At 45.4% G+C, this 18,229-nt stretch carries 19 protein-coding genes and 1 pseudogene; 6 read left to right on the top strand and 14 right to left on the bottom strand.

Translation table 11 applies throughout. The features are described 5' to 3' along the window. Positions 1–357 precede the first annotated feature (357 nt). From I8J29_RS22845 to I8J29_RS22835, 3 genes are all read right to left on the bottom strand, one after another. Positions 358–1,209: a phytanoyl-CoA dioxygenase family protein gene (locus tag I8J29_RS22845; protein WP_208849778.1), complete on the bottom strand. Its 852-nt coding sequence runs from the start codon at positions 1,207–1,209 to the stop codon at positions 358–360. Positions 1,210–1,332: 123 nt separating this feature from the next. Then, entirely contained in the window at positions 1,333–2,064 is a 732-nt protein-coding gene (locus tag I8J29_RS22840; RefSeq protein WP_208849777.1) for a Fic family protein, read from the bottom strand. 218 nt (positions 2,065–2,282) lie between these two features. After that, positions 2,283–3,017 (bottom strand): hypothetical protein, encoded by a 735-nt coding sequence (locus I8J29_RS22835; protein ID WP_208849776.1) that lies wholly within the window; start codon positions 3,015–3,017, stop codon positions 2,283–2,285. A 268-nt stretch (positions 3,018–3,285) separates the two neighbouring features. On the opposite strand from I8J29_RS22835, the gene I8J29_RS22830 reads away from it, so the two are divergent. Continuing rightward, complete coding sequence (locus I8J29_RS22830; RefSeq protein ID WP_208849775.1) at positions 3,286–4,203, top strand: tyrosine-type recombinase/integrase; 918 nt, start codon at positions 3,286–3,288, stop codon at positions 4,201–4,203. A 215-nt stretch (positions 4,204–4,418) separates the two neighbouring features. Further along, the gene (locus I8J29_RS22825) at positions 4,419–4,727 is read left to right on the top strand and encodes a hypothetical protein (RefSeq protein ID WP_208849774.1); all 309 of its coding nucleotides are present in this window, start codon (positions 4,419–4,421) and stop codon (positions 4,725–4,727) included. Positions 4,728–4,807: 80 nt separating this feature from the next. Here the strand turns inward: I8J29_RS22825 and I8J29_RS22820 are convergent, their stop codons facing one another. The 4 genes from I8J29_RS22820 to I8J29_RS22805 form a co-directional block, all read right to left on the bottom strand. After that, entirely contained in the window at positions 4,808–5,266 is a 459-nt protein-coding gene (locus I8J29_RS22820; RefSeq protein ID WP_208849773.1) for a hypothetical protein, read from the bottom strand. 480 nt (positions 5,267–5,746) lie between these two features. Next, on the bottom strand, positions 5,747–6,130 hold the full coding sequence (locus tag I8J29_RS22815) for a nucleoside/nucleotide kinase family protein (protein WP_240546410.1): 384 nt from the start codon (positions 6,128–6,130) through the stop codon (positions 5,747–5,749). A 251-nt stretch (positions 6,131–6,381) separates the two neighbouring features. Next, positions 6,382–6,840: a hypothetical protein gene (locus tag I8J29_RS22810; protein ID WP_208849772.1), complete on the bottom strand. Its 459-nt coding sequence runs from the start codon at positions 6,838–6,840 to the stop codon at positions 6,382–6,384. A gap of 5 nt (positions 6,841–6,845) precedes the next feature. Next, positions 6,846–7,445, bottom strand: coding sequence for a hypothetical protein (locus tag I8J29_RS22805; protein WP_338113264.1), 600 nt, complete (start codon positions 7,443–7,445; stop codon positions 6,846–6,848). Between the two features lie 346 nt (positions 7,446–7,791). On the opposite strand from I8J29_RS22805, the gene I8J29_RS22800 reads away from it, so the two are divergent. Next, positions 7,792–8,022 carry an Hsp20/alpha crystallin family protein gene (locus I8J29_RS22800; protein ID WP_208849771.1) on the top strand — a complete coding sequence of 77 codons (231 nt, stop codon included), beginning with the start codon at positions 7,792–7,794 and terminating at the stop codon, positions 8,020–8,022. A 296-nt stretch (positions 8,023–8,318) separates the two neighbouring features. After that, positions 8,319–8,468, top strand: coding sequence for a hypothetical protein (locus tag I8J29_RS22795; RefSeq protein ID WP_208849770.1), 150 nt, complete (start codon positions 8,319–8,321; stop codon positions 8,466–8,468). A 714-nt stretch (positions 8,469–9,182) separates the two neighbouring features. On the opposite strand, the pseudogene I8J29_RS33925 reads toward I8J29_RS22795, so the two are convergent. Beyond that, a pseudogene (locus I8J29_RS33925) lies at positions 9,183–9,407 on the bottom strand (sugar ABC transporter permease); the annotation flags it as partial. A 542-nt stretch (positions 9,408–9,949) separates the two neighbouring features. Between I8J29_RS33925 and I8J29_RS22785 the strand changes: the two are divergent. Next, entirely contained in the window at positions 9,950–10,129 is a 180-nt protein-coding gene (locus tag I8J29_RS22785) for a hypothetical protein (RefSeq protein WP_208849769.1), read from the top strand. A gap of 44 nt (positions 10,130–10,173) precedes the next feature. Here I8J29_RS22785 and I8J29_RS22780 read toward each other — a convergent pair whose 3' ends face one another. Continuing rightward, complete coding sequence (locus tag I8J29_RS22780; protein ID WP_208849768.1) at positions 10,174–10,758, bottom strand: DUF421 domain-containing protein; 585 nt, start codon at positions 10,756–10,758, stop codon at positions 10,174–10,176. Positions 10,759–11,999: 1,241 nt separating this feature from the next. Here I8J29_RS22780 and I8J29_RS22775 point away from each other — a divergent pair. Further along, positions 12,000–12,551 (top strand): NADPH-dependent FMN reductase, encoded by a 552-nt coding sequence (locus tag I8J29_RS22775; protein ID WP_090645221.1) that lies wholly within the window; start codon positions 12,000–12,002, stop codon positions 12,549–12,551. An 841-nt stretch (positions 12,552–13,392) separates the two neighbouring features. On the opposite strand, the gene I8J29_RS22770 is transcribed toward I8J29_RS22775, so the two are convergent. The 5 genes from I8J29_RS22770 to I8J29_RS34515 all read right to left on the bottom strand — a co-directional run bounded on the left by I8J29_RS22770 (position 13,393) and on the right by I8J29_RS34515 (position 18,208). Next, the gene (locus I8J29_RS22770) at positions 13,393–14,127 is read right to left on the bottom strand and encodes a phytanoyl-CoA dioxygenase family protein (protein ID WP_208849767.1); all 735 of its coding nucleotides are present in this window, start codon (positions 14,125–14,127) and stop codon (positions 13,393–13,395) included. A gap of 214 nt (positions 14,128–14,341) precedes the next feature. Then, positions 14,342–15,358, bottom strand: coding sequence for an ABC transporter ATP-binding protein (locus I8J29_RS22765; protein ID WP_208849766.1), 1,017 nt, complete (start codon positions 15,356–15,358; stop codon positions 14,342–14,344). Then, the gene (locus I8J29_RS22760; protein ID WP_208849765.1) at positions 15,355–16,338 is read right to left on the bottom strand and encodes an ABC transporter ATP-binding protein; all 984 of its coding nucleotides are present in this window, start codon (positions 16,336–16,338) and stop codon (positions 15,355–15,357) included. Before I8J29_RS22760 ends, I8J29_RS22765 begins: the two co-directional genes overlap by 4 nt. Before the next feature lie 12 nt (positions 16,339–16,350). Next, on the bottom strand, positions 16,351–17,202 hold the full coding sequence (locus tag I8J29_RS22755; protein ID WP_208849764.1) for an ABC transporter permease: 852 nt from the start codon (positions 17,200–17,202) through the stop codon (positions 16,351–16,353). Positions 17,203–17,209: 7 nt separating this feature from the next. Next, complete coding sequence (locus tag I8J29_RS34515) at positions 17,210–18,208, bottom strand: ABC transporter permease (protein ID WP_208849763.1); 999 nt, start codon at positions 18,206–18,208, stop codon at positions 17,210–17,212. Positions 18,209–18,229: the final 21 nt, after the last annotated feature.

The following is an 18,229-nucleotide window of genomic DNA, read 5'->3' as shown; positions in this document are numbered from 1 at the left end:
ATTTGATACTTCTTTGAGAATAGCAAGTTTCTCCAACGCACTATACTTTCCTAGAGACATGAAAAAACTCCCCTTACGATAACAGGTTTTATTATTTCACCTGTCTACCGTATGGGGAGCATATCAAAAATTGGCTGCCGTTTCTATATGCTCTTGAACCGCGGTTAACACACATTTTTTAATATCCGCTCCGCATTATTTAATAAATCGTGTAACACCATTAACAACAGCCACAACAAGTGATACTTCCGTTTGCAATAGCTGATTTTTTGGGATATTTTATTTCACGCATATGATCGATTTGCATGTAATGATAATGGACCTAATACCTAATATAATGAGAGACACTTATGCGTCTCACCATGCGTCCAATCCGAGCAGTTTTCTGCCAAGAGGCGTTAGTTCGGGCGGACTGTCAAACTCCGTTTGTTCCCACTTTCTCGGATCTCCAGGGAAGGCATGGTGGTTCTTAGGTGCGCTGCGCTTTCGCCACATCTTCACGCGCTGTTCCCTGGCCTCCTCATTGCCCTCTGGGTACATTGTGATATACTGCGCGTAACGAGGGACGGTATTTCGGTTATGCCCGTTTCCATGCGCTAACAGCACATCCCAGATGAGCAGATCTCCCGTCTTCCCGGGAATTGGCTGCGCTTCGTAACCCGTCAAATCGGGAACGCGGGGGTTCCGATTGGCGGGTTGCCGATCCAGATATTGCTCCAAATCATGATAGATTTCCGGCACGCATTGAAAACCGCCCTGGTTCGCCGCTGTATCCGCCAAATAAAGTACGCCCTGAACTTTCCGCCCTTTAGGAATCGGGCGTGGAAGGATGCTCGTATCTGTATCCCAATGAATAAAACTGTTGTTCAGATGCTGTTTATCTGCTCTCATCGGCGGCTTCATGTTCACACGGTCGATGCTCACCCAAAGCTTCTCTTCATCCAATAACATTGAGAATGCGCTATAGACTTCTTCTAGTTGGCGATTATCCCACATCCCCTGATGATGATACATTTCCACCATGCCGTCACGGTTCATCACGCCTTGCGGAGGGTTATACCAATTCTCTGGGTCGGATGCGTCCTTACCAAGGCAAGACCAAATCGCCTCAATGACCCTGTCGCAATTAGCTTTCGGAACAATGCCCTCCAGCTTCACATATCCGTTATGACGAAAAAATTCTACCTGTTCCTTGGTGATGTTAGCCATTTCCTTGTCCCTCCATGGATCCGAATTTTTTCTTGCCTTGTTTTCAGATTATGAAGTCGTTTTTAAGATTCGGCTGCTATTGTTTTATCCGTCTCCTCAAAGCTTTAGACTGATTGCAGGAAATCACTTTACGGCGGCAATATAGCGCTCTAGACTATCTTTTACACATGAAGCCATTAAATTAATAAATGGCTCTTGGTTACCGTTTATACTGGCTTCTTCAAGCGTCTCGTAATATTTCAGTCGAAGATTATTCTCTGCTTTGACGATAGCAGGAGGATAACCATATCCCATTAAGATTAGATTCATTAGTAATCGCGCTGTACGACCATTACCATCCGTAAACGGATGGATGAAGACAAATTGGAAGTGCGCTCTTGCTGCTAATTCAACCGGGTGAATGTGATCCTTAGCTTGCTTATACCATTGCAGCATTTGTTCCATTTGTTCAGCTACAATTACATAGTTCGAGGGAGTATGGGTTGAACCGGATATCCCCACATTAATCATCCGATAACGACCTGCATTCTCGTCATCTATATTTTTTAGAAGAAGCTTGTGAATGGATCGTAACACATATTCAGATAATTCATCCGTGATTTCCTTTACATAATTTATCGCTTCGGAGTGATTTATGACTTCAAAGTGCTCCTTTAGTTTTTTCCCACCTATAGTTAAGCCATCTTCCAATACAAGCTTGGTTTCAAGAAGAGTGAGTGTATTGCCTTCAATTGCATTGGAGTTATAGGTCCATTCCACTCGATAAATTTCATCCAAGTTTTTAACTGCTGCTGCAGGTAATGGTCTGAGATCGTCAAGCTGTAACTTTAGTTGATCAATTTCTTTAAAATCCATTTTTAACGTCCCTCCAGACCGAATACCCCTTTACCATTATATCACAGTGACCTTTATTTGGAAGAAACTGCATATACATTCTTAATTCAGTTGACATAAACTTTATTTCGTCAACTTAATTGAAATAGGAACTAGACTTGAATCTGAATGACCCATATGAGACTTCAATATGTAAAAAAGACCTCGAAGTTAAATCAACCCGAGGTCTTTTGTATAGACTATTTGCTTTGTCGCTTCCGCTTGGAATTGCCGTACCCTATCTCAACAGCAAATTTTATAGCCTCAGCCAAGTCATTTGTATAGTTCTTTACCGCGATTTTCCCTTGCCTCATAGCCTCTTTAGCATATTCATCCGTGTAATAGAGCATCTCATCGTGAGTATTCACCAAGTAATATTGGCGCTCTTGTTCGGCTTTTCGGCTTTTAAGTTTAGTATCTACAATTTTCTTTGCTCTGCACAAGCTGGTACCCTCATGTATATCTATTCCCCAGGTTTTTTGGGTACTGTTATCTAATATTTCATAGCCTACGACGACTTTCTTTCCTAGATTATTAGATAAAACGAGAACCTTTAAAAATGAATAAGTAGTTGATCTGGACAGTTTCTGTGAACGCTTGGACGCAGTTTGTTTAGCGGCTCCATTCTTTTGCGCTGGCTTGCTTTTGCTGCTTAAAGCAGTATCAGCATCCGGCGTAGTAACCGGTTTTGTTAATTTTTGAAGGAGATCCTGCTCCATCTCCTGTCTAATCTTCTTCATATCTTGTGTCATTTTCCGGGTCAGCTCATTTTCTAACTTGTTTAGTTCTTTTGCGACCGGGTTTGGGGAGCCTGGTGTTAAGGACTTGATGGATCTCTTTCGTTTTCTTGGCGCACGTTTTGGTGCAGTTAACGAATGTATTTTCTTCCTCAGTTTTTGCAGGAGGGTCTTTTTGACTTTTTGCTGCCTCTTCATCAGGGCCCTCCTTCTGACTATTATTGGAGGTTAAGATCATTTCAAGTGGAATGCTGCCTCAACGTTAAGGTAAGTATAGCATAACCGAAATGTCGATCGCTTCACCCCTCCTCTCATAGGTGCTCGTAAGAAACATACCGATTAAAAAAAGGATTTGGTAGGATCGCGGAGAAATCATAGATACGAACTGCGTTAAATACATATTTCATGCAGTTCGCGTTTTAAGCGATTTTCCGCCCCGCTTTGGTACAGGAGGAGTGACGGTTTGATGCCGATTGATGACCTACACGAGGAAGTCTTGGATACATTTGTTGTTTGGCTTAAAGACCGTGGCTATACGCAGGAGACACAAACTGGTTATCTACATGATGTTCGGTTATTTCTGCGCAGCTTTCCGGATAAACCGGTCAGTGCCATTCGGAAAATAGATGTTATGGGGCATCTTACGAAAATCAGAAATTCGGGTTCTGGGGAGCGGGCCCGTAATCGGTCACTTTCTGCGATAAGGCTGTTCTTTAAAATTATGATTGAGTTTGAGTTTGTAAACTCGAATCCAGCCATTGATGTACCTAAGTCAAAGGTCGAAAAGAATAAAGTCCCTGTCTACATAGAGAAGAATGATCTCGGCGGGCTTCTTGAAAAGGTGAGCAGCAAATACTTTGTGAGGGATATAACTATACTCGCTTTGATGTCTTACTCTGGGCTGCGGGTAGGAGAAATTCATCGGTTAAACATATCTGATTATCAAGAGCAGAGCGGCCAGCTGGCTATCCTTGGTAAAGGCAGGAAGTGGAGATATATACCCCTTCCAACCGATTTAAACGTATTAGTGAAACAATGCCTTACTGAACGATTGGTTCCAAAACGTCATAAGGAGAATGCGTTCTTTATTTCACGTCTTGGCCGCCGATTATCCAAACGTGCAATTCAATATGTAGCCGAGCATGCGTTTCATACATTTAAAGTAGAAAACCCTCAGTATAAGGATACTCCCTTATCGGCTCATAAGTTACGGCATTCATTTGCGACCAATTTATTAGCTAGTGGACATGTAGATCTTCGTACGCTTCAAGAGTTACTTGGACATGAAGATATTTCGACGACTCAGATTTATACACACGTTAGTGACAAAGCAAAGAAGGAGGCTATGGCAGCGGTTCACCCGATTTTACCAATAAATTATTAGGGTATTTCGACACTTAAACCATCTTAATTTATCAGGGTTACGGGGTACTAATTGAAGGTTTTAAACTAATCCGTAAAATCGTTATTTTATATTAATTCTATAATTTGATTAGCAGGAATTCGTGCTTTTTTGGCGAATTTCTTTATTTAGTATTGGTATTCAAGAGTTCAAAAAGTATCAAAGTTGAGAAAAATACTGATGAGGAGTGACAGGATTTGCCTAATACTTATAATAAAATGATCGTTCAAGGATTCTACGATAAAATTGAGTCATTGAAAAAACAAGAAGAACGCGGATTGCGTATCGAGAATCAATTTGGATCAGAACATCAATCCTCGCTTATCCGACAAGTTAGTATCGAAGTATATGGAGACATTCTTGAGTTAATTAATGAACACTTTAAACTGTCTGGAGAGGCTGCTCCAAAACGCCGTGGTGGACGTAAACCTGGATCGCGTAATAAGGCAAAAGAAGCAATTGCTTCGGAGGAAATTCTAGAAACCGCAGCTGCAACTGAAGAATAATATCTATTGTCTTAAATGAAAAATGACCCATGCATTCATGCTTGGGTCATTTTTTTTGCTTACTTTCAAGCTTTTGTGATTTAAATTTGAGCTTTAGCCTTCAAGCGAACCTCGGCACTCATGGTATCTCGTGCTTTCTGCAAAACATAATTTAGCTTTGCAATTTCACTCTCTTGCTTTTCCACCTGAGCTCGTAGATCTTTATTCTCAGTCACCAATTGTTCAATTAAGCTTGTTACTTGACCAATTAAATCTCCTGAACCAACTGGCACCTTTGAAACTCTGCTTTTTGGCTTGCTTTTTTGAACACCTTTGATCTCTGCCTTACGTTCCTTGGCCAACTTGACTTCTTCCAAATAGCGTTTTCGAACTTCCTTATTCCAACGAAAGCCACAAGCTGCCGCTGTACGCTGAAGAAGTTGTGCCGCCACTTGAAATCCTTCAAGTTGAGTACCGTTGTTTTCCAAATTATTGATAATCGTTTGTGCTAAAATATCATCTTGCTGTTCGGTCCATTGATCGTCTCGACTTTTAGTCATACTCTCACCTTCCTCTCTAAGCAGTTTTGCCAATCTTAAGTAATGTATACTCGTCGTTTTTTATGATTATGAAGTATAGAAATGATTAAGAAATAAGAATCTCTACCCCTATTTTTTCAAATGCTGAGAATAAGCTGGCCGTGTAAACAAGCAGCCGGTCATATTCAACAGTTGTGGAAGCAGTTATTACATCGGGAACAAATTCGCTTCTTGTTGGGTCCTCTGCCTATAACGCCAACAAGCCAGCCTATCACAGGTTGGCTTGCTATTTATTTCGTCAACCCCTGTGTTCGCCAGCTTCGACTCGCCGTATCGGAAATTTGGACCGCCCTTCAGCTTCCCCAGAAAACCAAAATAACGCTTGCCGCTCAAATCGTCGAAATCGATGCCTTTCTTGGCCATCTTAGACCGTGGGAAGTGAGCGATAAGATGATCCGTTTTTCACAGGCTTAACAATAGAGGCCGGAATCAGCAAAGTATCTATATCCCCGAGGTGTTTAAATCAATATCTTGAGGTGTAAGGGCAGAACGAGTACTTGTGATGATTTCTTGTACCGTTTCTAAGGGCTGTTTTAGAGTGGTGTCATAACTAAATTTATTCGTAAATGGCGAACTATCTATTTTGTTCAATAAAAATAAAGAACGTTCCAAGGAATCAACATCCCCTCGAATTTTTAACCGTTCGATTATTGTTTCTTTATCGGCTCTTAAGACAACATAGATTAAACTCACATTTTTTAAGTCGGATAAATGTTTACAAAACCAATTCAGTTCTTCCTCTTCGACAAAATCAACGATAACATGTAAATCGTGTTGCAAATAGTTCCTTGTTAAGGCCAATATATTCTCCCATGTTAGTTGCAAGCGTTCCTCCCATGTTAAGGATAGTGTCATCTAGCATATCAAGAAGAATATCACCTTCAATACGAACGCATTGCTCGACATGTCGTGCAAGTTCTTTCGATGTGGTTGATTTGCCAACCCCAAGGGGACCAGAAATCAGATAAATTCTTTTTTCTTTGTGTGCATCCAATTCCAATTCTCCTTTCCTTCTTAATAAAATCATACTCGATTTATTACTAATCTGCTCCTCAGAGAAACCCGGTACCGGTTCGTTATCTCGTCCTTGCCAGTCCAAGTGCTCTATGGTCCCACAGAATATCTTCAACGACAGAGGCCTGATTGTCCTCGCATGTAACGAATAGAACAACCTCGCCTTTCATTCCCTTCTTGATTTGAGTTTGGTTTTTGTCGCGTTTGATCAGGTAAATCACCCAGCTTAAGGCCGACCCTACGATGAACCCAACGATCGCGCCGACAATACCCCAGATAATCGGTCCCCCTCGCCATACGAAGCCTTTGCTTGTTCCGATTGTCGAACACATAAAAGCAAAAATCATGCCCTTATCAATAAAGGACACACCATCCGCCCGATGGATGCTATCCATAAGTCTTGGCTCTTTCTTGCGTAAATCCAGCGGAACGGCGTATACAGACGTGACCTTCTTTTCCTCCAGTTCCGTCAGAGCGATCTCCAGCAAGGCCGAATGTTCAAACGTCGCAATGATCTGCATGGTGGTTAATGCTCCTCGATGGTGAGTATGTGTCCCTCAGGCTGGTAATTTTCAATTAAGAACCTTTTCTGGACATCGCAATACAATTTGTTGTTTTCAATGGTATTTACGTAAGCATCATAGATCGTAAAGAAATAAAACGACGGTAAATACAATAACCACTGCGTATTTAGAACGGATGAGGATGTGCGTACATGTCCCAATATCAGTTCGTGCAAGGCCAGAATGAAGTTTGACTGCCAGACGATTACGATCGTACTAATTAAAATAAAGCCGGCCAACACGAGCCTGTGAAGGTACAGTTGACCGACGCTCGGGATTCCCATTGACCAAACGACTGCCAGCCACGGTTTCCGCTTATCCAGGTAATTGATCTCTAAAGCGCCAATGTTGAAGACATTGATGCGTCCGTTTTCTCGCTGAGCCAAGAGATAAACCTTGTTCAGATCCACGGCTGATCGGTAGCTATCATAGATCGCGAATAAATACACGGGGATGTAAAGCGACATGAATTTCGGGTCTAAGACTTCCCTTGCGGCTTGGATTTGACCATTAAAGGTGAATACCATGGCTGCATTTAAGTGGATTTTTTGATTAATAAACACCTCCCAAAGGATCAGCGCATACCCGTAAATATTTGCTCAACAGCAAGTGCCCAAATCCCGGAAATGCTAATGACCAACAAGCAATCGTATAGGGATTCCGCTTATGTAATTGCGTCGTTCCTAATAGGCTCACATGAGCAATGTAGCGTTGGTTTCGGAATTTATCCCTGAAATTCTCCATCATTGCCCCCTTGATCTTACTCTCCATGACAAGGATATTTTCCGCATTATTTTGATGAAATATGTAGCTCAGAAGAATTTTGGACAAGATAACGAAACTATTCCTACATCGCATCTGGTGGTTACCTGCCGGTTGGTTCATTAATAAAAGTCATTTTTAAAGGTCTTGTACCTTCAGCGAACATTCACCGGGGCCTTTGTTTTCTTGCTGTTCGCTAAGGAAGAGCATGTACATAGGCAAGAACGCTATGTCGGCCGATTCCACCGTTCGATCGCACTCCCCGCTGTCGTTACGGCGGATGACGTTAGAGCTAATTATAAAAACGGGGTTTTGGAAATCCATATACCAAAAGCACAGCCACGTCTAAATAGGCAGATTGACATTGATTTTCATTAACAAGGGATAACAGGCACCTGTTCTCTAAATGAAAGCATAATATCAGTTACAAGCCCGCTATCTCTCGCGGTCTATTTGGTTAAAATCATCATGAATAACTTCCTTAAACCGTGGTATTCTATCCAAACGGTTCAATACAAGGAGGTGCCTCTATGAAGTGTGTTTATTGCCACAACATCCAACAACGCAAAGGAATTAAACATAGGTGCTACATTTGCTCAATTATTGGTAATAGAGTGGCTCGCCTGTAAACATGATGTTGAAAATCCCCCAAAAATCTTGAGGAGTGATAATGCATGAAAGATACTGAAAAGGATGAGCCGAAGTTCGCACCGGGTATGAACACTCATGACCCGCTAGAAAAGAAGGCTACTGAAGAGGAAATTGAGAAAGGTGACTCAACTTCTGTAACCCGTCTATATCTAGATCGTACCCCAGAAGACTAAGTGGGTTGCGAGTCATTAATTCACTTCCTTTACGGTTCCACATACATGCCTTCGCCAAGAGCCTTAGCGCACTCCCTTCACTCAAAGCCATGAATCAATAGCCGATGCCGAAAAACGCTTACGTGATCTAGGTCGGGTGACGTTGTTGAAGTCGGTGAATAACGCGTGAAAATCGTGCTAACCCTATTGGCAACCGCGCTCTAGGCGCATACATTGACCGGCTTTGATTTCAAATCGGACCGGGAGACTTTAAAACAAAGGGAGTGCCTTTAGTGAATGACAATAACCTAGGCACGGTGACTCTTTGCTCGGACAAATAAGAGGAAACATATGAACCTGCGTTGGCTTTGCCGGGGGAACCCTGGGACAACATACTTACCGGCACCCTGGCAGCCGTTGTTTCGGCGGTACGCGGGTTTCATTCTGGGCAACAAGTCAATCCAAACACGCTCCAATTCAGGGTTTAATCGTCCCTGGCTGAAAATGCTCTTTCTTCTTCTAGTTACACGTCCAGGAAAGTTTATCTTCGTGCACACGACAAACAGCCCCTGCTTCCCAAGAGAAGCTAGGGGCTGCGCGCCTTCCGCGCAAGGTGGGGTCTGCCGATGAGATCGATCAGCCGTTTCGATCCGGTCAGGTGTCCGATTTGGTCACCGATTCGCCGGTTCAACCCGAGATCACTTGAATATCGCCTGCTTGACCTCGTCCTTGTTCGTCCAGCCCCGCCCACGGTGCGGCAGAGATCGGCTTTGCGATCATGTAATCCTTAAAGGCGATGATGACCCCGTACATCGGCACGTAATTGAACACGATCATCCATGCCGCTCCCAGCAGGGCCATGCCCTGTAAATACCGCTACGCGGCGAGCTTGCGCAGCCAGACGGCCCCCGCGCTGCCGGACCTCGCCTCGTGCTCGCGAGCCTTCGCTTTACTCAGCATGCCTATCGTCCCTCCAACTCTCGTATTAGCCTTTGAATGACCTCATCATACCGCGCCTTCCCGCTTTGGCATAAGGTGTCAGATTTAGTTTGGGGTGACGTTTTTTCGGGTCTTGACTGGGAGGATTTCGCCGGCGGCTTGCTCGCGGCAAGACGCTTCATCTAATGGTACCGCCGGACGCAGAGAGCGCGGGTGAGATGCACAATTTTCGGTGGGTTTGCAACAACTAATCCGATTTTATTCAGTGATTCCGTCTATAATGGGAGCCAGAGTCATCAGCGCAATTCATGGAGGAGGAAGCAAGAAATGGACTAACGATGGAACAGAAGCTTTAATGGGAGCGGGATGGCTACTTGGTGCTGGAGGAATTCTTGGACGCGCGCCAGACCGATTTCTATACTGAACGGCTGGATACCGCGTTCAAGACCTGAGAGAGCAGAGGCGGCTACAATCACGCTTCCCACATCCGCAAATTGTGCAGCAGGTGTGCAACATCATCGAGCACGACGACGCGATACTGGAGACTGATGGAGAACGCCCGCATGATGAATATCTTGCGGGACCTGATCGGCGACGCATTCGTCATGATCGACAACGACGGCCTCATCATGCCGCCACAGATGGAAGCTCATACCGACTGGCACCGGGACACGAACATGATGCTCAATTATCCAATTGCAACAAAACCCATTCGGATTCGAATGGGTTTTGTTGTTGCTTGACCTATGAAAACAGCTTAGCTCCGGACCATACAATGCTGATTAACTTATTGCAAGTGGTCAGGAATATCATGATGGTGCGCACCGGTTTGAACCTCCGTGAATATATTTTCCGTTTTACCGGTATCCGCAGCAAGTTGTGGAAAATATGTATGTAGCGCTAACTCTAGATCTCTTTTTGTGACCGGTTTGGCGTGAGGATAAAGCTCATAGCCCAACTCCCCATTCGACTCTATGGTTCCGAACCGAATATCGTCAATTGTAGAGATCCCCGCAATTCGGAGACGTTTCTCAAGATCGTCCATCGACATCCTCAGTCTTCGTAAATTTTCTACGATTGGTTTTCCTTCCTGAATGACTGGAACTGCCATTCCCTTGAGTAGCCTCTCCGCACGGTTAGAATGAAGTGTGAGCCATTCGACAACGATGAGAAAGCCGATAAAGGTACCAAGTGCCAGAATGGTTTTCCAGATCCCTTTACCGCTAACTTCGGTCCCGAGCACCGTACCGACTGCCAGTAAAATTAAAATTTGAGGCATGGTCATTTGCGCGATCGATTTTCTGCCTGATAATCGTAAGAACAATAAACCGACGCAAGCAAGAAGGATCGTCAGTCCAAAAATGGTCCACATAGTTACAACCTCGATTCTCATATTAAACATAGTTGAAAGTCACGCCGCTTACCGTCCCGGTATCCAGAAGATCTTTCCAGCTCATTAGGAAGAATTCAATACGGATTACGTCTTCTGTACCATGTATCTTATCCGTTATTTGGAAACTTATGAACGAGGGACGGTCGTCGGCGAATTCGGTCAAAATTTCAATGACGTGTGGGTTAATGCCCCCCATTTTGCAGTAGGTCGACCGGCCCGTGACAATAATTTTATCACTCAAAAGGTTATACCCTGTCCCACGTTAACACGTGGTTAAGTGTAATACATTTAATAAGGATATCGGCTTAATGGAATACTCTTTATGAAGATTACGCAGGAGGTGAGCGATAATGAGCACTAAAGCCAAACCGGAAAAAAACACCCCCAAGAAAAGTCCGTCACGCTCTAACGATCCGAGCCATCAAGGAAAACCTAGCGTGCAAAAATAATCGAGGTTAAGTCGATATGCACGGAAGACATGATGAATTCAGTACTACACCCGGTCTACATGACCGGGTTCTTTTCGCTCCTTCCTTTAAGTTCCACTGTTTATATACAAGGTTGCCTATAGGTGCTTTCGACCCGATGCTTACCACTTTTCCGACAGAATAATACGATATCTGCCGGCGCGCCCGGAGACAAACCTGAGGAAGCAGGCAATCCCATAAATAATGCAGGTTGTTTGGAGGCCACGGCTCTCGATCTGCGGATGCCACTTTTTCTCCCATTCGAAGCGCCTCCCCGAGCCGGTCCTCGGGTGCATCGGGACGATGAATGGCGAGATCCGGACGTTCCCGCACGGTCAACTGCCGGATATAGGGCACTTCCGTCCCTGCAAGCTCTAGCGTTCCATTCTCGCCGTGAAAGGTGAGTGTGAGCGGCTAATCCGGATAAAACGAGGTCGTCCCTTGAGCGCCCCCCAACGCCCCATTCTCGAATCGAACGATGGCCGCGGCCGTATCTTGGCCTTCGATCGTGCCGCAGGGTCAGCGCATGTCCCATGACGCTACGTACCTTCCCAGGACGCCCGATTCGAGGGTCCGCCTCGCTTTCACAATCAGCAGATATCCTTGCTAATAAAGTGGAGGGCGTGGAGGGAGGTACATGAAGAATCATGGTAGGAATTGCAACTCTGATATGATTAGAAGAAAAATTTCGGGGGAAAATAGTGCATAGTTTATAAAAAGCCGAATACCAGTCCACAGGAGGAAAAAACAAATATGATCAGAATCGGTATCATCATCGGAAGCACCCGTCCGGAACGTAAGGGGGAAACCATTGCCCGCTGGGTTTACGACATTGCACAGAAACGGAGCGATGCGGAGTTCGCGCTCGTAGATCTGCTTGACTATCATTTGCCGCAGCTGGACGAGCCGGTGCCAGGGCAATACACGAAGGATCATACTAAGCGGTGGGCGAATACGATAGCCTCTTTCGACGGCTTTGTGTTCGTAACACCGGAATACAATCATGCCACTTCAGGGGTGCTCAAGAACGCACTTGATTTCATCTACTACGAATGGAACAACAAGGCAGCCGGATTTGTCGGTTACGGCAGTCTAGGTGGCGCCCGAGCGGTGGAGAACCTGCGGCTGATCGCCGGAGAGTTGCAAATGGCAGACGTGCGTACCCAAGTCGGCTTATCTCTCTACACAGATTTCGTATCCTTCAGTGTGTTTAGACCGGACGATCGTCAAGTAGAAATGGTAAACGGTATGTTAAACCAGGTCATCGCTTGGAGTGGCGCTTTGAAGACATTGAGGGACCGTTAGACTGCGAGGCCATATCGTTAGCGACCTCTTCACTTGATTGTACTGTTCGCGTTTCATCTCCAACGAGCAACTTATGGACGAGGTGAGGTACATCATTATTTTCACTTTTATTACTACTGCTGGTGATTTCAGAAGAAATTAAACAACCTTAGTTCGGTCGAGTACTGAGCTAAGGCTGCATAGAGTCAAATTTATAGCTATCTACTTGATGAGGGTACGTTCAGTGACCTTCTCCCTATAACTAATAACCGGCATTCCCATTCCAATTACATCAGTTTCTTACTCTTTGATATCACTAGCACTTTTGCTCTTCCAAATGGCACCTCCACTCATGCTAGTGCTGACCGGAGTCTCCGGGCCAGTGGCGCCACATGTCGTCGAGCGATGCTTGCCAGTCGTTACGGCGGTCTTTATGGTCAACCCGAAAGCAGAATAACGAATTCGGTCCGATAGGTTAATTCCACCGCATGGATTAATTGGTAATGGGGAGAATCTCCTTCCAGCAGTCCGCTCTGCTCTACTCCGTGCCATGTTTTCGTGGGATGCATAACAGTCTACCAACGTTTAGGCGAGTCGCGGATCCTCACCAGGTACATGCAGACTAAGTGATGTATTAGGATCGTACTACTTCAAAACTCTGAGATCGAGTTCAATTCAGACTATCAAGTTAACAACAGCGATCGTAAAGACATTCTTCCTGCGCAGCGGGTTGTGCTGACATTGTGTACAGATGTCCGATCACAAGCAAAAAGAGACCCTCATAGGGGTCTCTCGTATGCTGGGCGAAGGATTAGAAGGGTCAGTGGTCGTCTCAGTCAGATGCACATTCCCCTGTAAAGCATTAGAACAGATCGATTTTTCGTTTTAAATCTTCCCGCAACGTTACCTTGGAATCGTTCCGAATATAATGGCAAACATAGGATCTGCGGAATCTATCCTTCGTTTTGTTGCGGGTGGAGGAATGGACGAGCAGACTATGGAAAAACAGGAGATCACCTTTTTCCATCACTACGGGTATCTCTGCCGTCAAATCCACGCCTTCCGTTTCTGTGGTCCAATCCGCATGTTCCATAAGATCTTTCACTTTCCCGTGGCGCAGAGGGCCCAGCTTGTGGCTGCCTGGAATAACGAAAAGGCATCCGTTATCTTCATCATTTCTCTCCATCGCGAGGGACGTAGCAATCATGGTATTTGGCTCATGATGAATATATTCAAAATCTTGATGCGCTGCCTGACCTTTCGAGCCAGGCTCCTTGAAAAAATACATGCTTTGTACGCCAACTGCTTCATCGCCCATCAATTGGGCGAGCGCTCCTCTTATAATTGGAAGCTTCAACATTTGCAAGGAGAAGCTGTCTTTCAGATGGGGATTAAAAACCCGGAAAGAGAAGGTGGCGTTCTCCACCGAATCCGGTTGATCCGGTATCTCATTCTTGGCGAGATTGTACATATGCAGGTTATAAATATCGAGTAAATCATTGCTGCAAGCTTGACGGAGAAGAAGATATCCGTTTTCGGCGAAGAACGAAACCTGCTCTTCACTCAGCGGGGAAATGCGGTCCATTGTTGCTGTCATGGTTTCACAACCTTTCAAAGAATTGCTTCTGCGTCATCCTAGCGCTTTTGAGAGCTGCGATTTCGATCCATCCATGCCAATAATAGGATGGCGATGGACAGTAATAGATTGACACCAAGCGATAAGATCAGAATAACATATTCGGCGGAATCTTTTTCCACAATAAGGAGTAGGAAGACGATCAATACAATGAAAAAGACGCAAATCTTAAAAATTAATTTGCGGTAGATATGGTCCATTGCGGCACCTTCTCTACGTGATGACATGACACAATCGTCTTGCCGGAGGGCATCAGTGACGGTGCGGTTTGCTCGCATGTTTGGCTAGCATACAAGCATCTCGGATGGAAGGAACAGCCGGACGGCGGATTCGAAATACTTGGCATATCCAAGCTTTTCAGCGGCAATTCTCTCTTCGCTTTCGCGATCCTCGGATTCGGTACCGGAACAGCGGATAGAAGCGCCTGCAGATACGGGTGCCGGGGAGCGGCAAGTACCTCATGTACGCTTCCTTGCTCGACAATCTTCCCCAAGTACATGACGGCCATTTTGCCGTTCTGCGCAATATACCGTGCGGTCGACAAGTCATGTGTAATATAGATAAAAGCAATGCCAAGATTCTTATTTAAGACGGACATTAACCGCAGGATCGCCATTCGTAAAGAAACATCAATCATGGATACGGGTTCGTCAGCGACGATGAGCTTCGGTTTCAAGGAGATTGCTCTTGCCAGCAATACCCGTTGTCTTTGACCGCCGCTCATTTGATGGGGATACTTCTCGATGAATTGCTCGGGCGGCGTCAACCCAACCGTATTCAGTAGCACACACACCTGGTCATAAGCCTCTTTGCGGCTGCGAACCAAATTATTCTGAACGATGGGATCGGATAGAGATTGGAAGATGGTTCGCATCGGGTTCAATGCCGCATACGAATCCTGCTGTACAAGCTGCACGCTCTGGCGGTATTCGGAAAACTCCGCTTTATTCATATCCCATACGTCTTTGCCTTGAAAAAGAAGCTGCCCTTTGGTCGGCTTATGCAGGCCTGTGACGAGTTTGCCTAACGTCGTCTTGCCACAGCCGCTTTCCCCTACGAGAGCTAAAATTTCTCCAGGCTCGAATGATAATTGAATATCGGTCATGGCTGGAATAGGGGTCGGTTTGCCGAACAATCCCGATTTCTGCTCAAAAATCATGCTTACGTTGCGAAGCTCCAACAAGCTGCTCAAGCCAGCATCTCTCCCTTCTCATTCAAGTGACATGCGGATATACGGCCGATGCCTACCGAAATCGCGCGGGGTTCCTCCTGCTTGCACAGATCTGTTGCAAACTCGCATCTTGGATGAAACGCACAGCCGGACGGTAGGTCCAACAAATTCGGCGAAGAACCTTTGATGGATTTATTATCGCTGACATCATCCAAGATGGAAGGAGCGGCTTGAATGAGTCCTGCCGTGTATGGATGCTTGGCATCCTCGAACATCTCGAACGTTTCCCCGATTTCCACGATCTTGCCGGCATACATGACGCCAACGCGGTCAGCCACTCTGGCAACGACAGAAATATCGTGTGACAGAAGAAGCATCGTAAGGTTCATTTCTTTATGAACCTTCAACAGAATATCAAAAATGTAATCTTGCGTAATGACATCGAGCGCGGTTGTCGGTTCGTCCAAGATGACCAGCTGCGGGTCGAGTAGCAGGCTGAAGGCGATCATGACGCGCTGCTTCATGCCCCCGCTCAATTCGTGCGGATAGGCTTTCAGTATGCGGCTTGGCTCAAGCCGCACATAATCGAGCAATTGCGATGCTTTCCTGCTGATCTCTTCTTTACTCATTTTAGTATGAGCCAGGACGGTCTCGATCATCTGCTCCCCAATGCGCATGACCGGGTTCAATGCATTCTGAGCCGCTTGAAATACCATCGATACGTCCGCCCAACGATGCTGGCGCAACCGATTGGCATTATATCGCAGCATATCCTGGCCATTTATGAAAATGCTACCGTTCTTGATGATCCCCGGTGCCGAAATGATATTAAGAATAGCCGAGGCCAAGGTCGATTTCCCACTGCCACTTTCTCCGACCAATGCCGTCACTTTTCCTCTCGGAATATCAAGTGAAACATGATCGACAGCCCGAATCGTTCCGGAGCGAAGCTTGAACTCGATGGATAAATCTCTAATTTCAATCAGATTGTTCTCGTTCATGGACGCTCCCTTCTATCCTCTGAGCCTAGGATTCAATGCTTCATCGATGCCATTGGCAAAGAAGATCGAACCCAGCTGGAATAATGCAAGACAAAGAATCGGCGAGAACAGATAAATAAAGCCTAGCGGATTAAAGATCCCTCCTGTTTGAGAAACGGCAAGATTGAGCATTTGGCCCCAATTGGTCGGCGAGTAAGGGGCAAGTCCCAACATCATAATCCCTACGCTTCCAGTAATGGCGCCGCGCATCGTCATAATGAAACTGATGGATAAAAAGGAAGTGATGCTTGGCATCAGCTCTTTGAAAATAATATGCGGCTTACTCATGCCCATAACCTTGCAGATCACGATAAAATCCCGTTCTTTAAGCGAAATAATTTGTGAGCGGACGGCGCGCGTTAGACCAGGCCAGCTCCAGGCGCTTAACACAAGGGCGAAGGAAATAGGATCTCGAATCGAGAAAATAGCCGCCATAATAATCAGAATCGGAAAGCTGGGAATCGTAAGAAACAAATTGGTAACGAGCATAATGGCCGCATCAAGCCTTCCGCCGATCAGTCCGGAGATGGTCCCGAGAAGCGCGCCGACAAATAAGGTGAAGAAGGCAGCTAGCAAGCCGACAAGAAGGACCTCCTTGGACCCATGCACCAATTGAACAAACGTATCTCTCCCGGCAAAATCGGTTCCAAGCCAATGCTCTAACGATGGCGACAGGTATCGGTTGTTATAATCGACGGTCATATTGAGTTTAAAAATAAAAGGTCCAACCGTCGCCATCAAAATGAAAATGATCAGAATAATTAAACCGATTAGCGATCTTTTGTTATAGCAGATGATTCTGAAAAAATCGATCATTCCTCGCATGGTCTGATTACCCCTCTACCTTGATTCTCGGATCAAGTTTCGAATAAACCAAATCCGCAATGAGATTGGCAACGATCATCGTGATACTGAGAAATAGCATGATTCCCTGCATTACCGTATAATCTCTTGTTCTCGTCGCTTCACCCAGAAAGTATCCAATTCCAGGGTATTGGAAGATATTCTCGATCAACGTTGCCCCGCCAAGCATGCTGCCGAAGGTGATGGCTAGCATCGTGATCATCGGCAGCATCGCATTCTTCATAACATACCGGTTCATGATGACCGATTCGGAAATTCCTCGCGCCTTCGCTGCGATAATATAATCTTCACCAAGTACGCTTACGGCATTGCCTTTCATCATAAGTGCCCATCCACCGATATTCGTTATGACGAAGGTCAGGATCGGCATAGCGGCATAGTAGAGCACGCTCACAATAAAGTCGAGATTGAAGCCAGGAGTCACAAAGGGATCGTATGCGCCGTTAACGGGAAACCAGTTTAACCCATATGCAAAAACAACCAACAGCAAGATCGCAAAAATAAAATCCGGTATAGCCGAGGTAATAACGGTAAATAAGGAAACCACCGGCTCCAGGACAGAGTTTCTTTTCCAAGCCATTCTCACGCCCAGCAGCATCCCGATTACAAAACTGATGAAAAGAGAAATGGTTGCAACGAAAATCGTCCAAGGCATCGCGTTGGCAATAATGGAGTTTACCGTAATTTGCTGATAAACCATGGAAACGCCAAGGTTCCCTCGCAGAAGACCAGAAATATATCGAACAAACTGTTCATGTATCGGTTCATTCGGATTGTAATTAATCATCGCTGCAATGCGCCGGTAGGCTTCTTCCAATGTACTCCCCAACTGCGTTGCATAATCGCGGGCCCATGCATCAATAGCGTTACCCGGCGTTAAACGTAGCAATACGAAGGTTAATACCGTAGCCAAACATACGGTAACAAAAGCCATCCCAATTCTCTTAAGCACAATAAAGGGTGTCACATCCTGAGCCTCCTTTAGAAA

The organism is Paenibacillus artemisiicola (assembly GCF_017652985.1).
Classification (GTDB): Bacteria; Bacillota; Bacilli; order Paenibacillales; family Paenibacillaceae; genus Paenibacillus_Z; species Paenibacillus_Z artemisiicola.
Note: the sequence above shows the minus strand (reverse complement) of the source record. Positions and strands in the feature narration are given on the sequence as shown.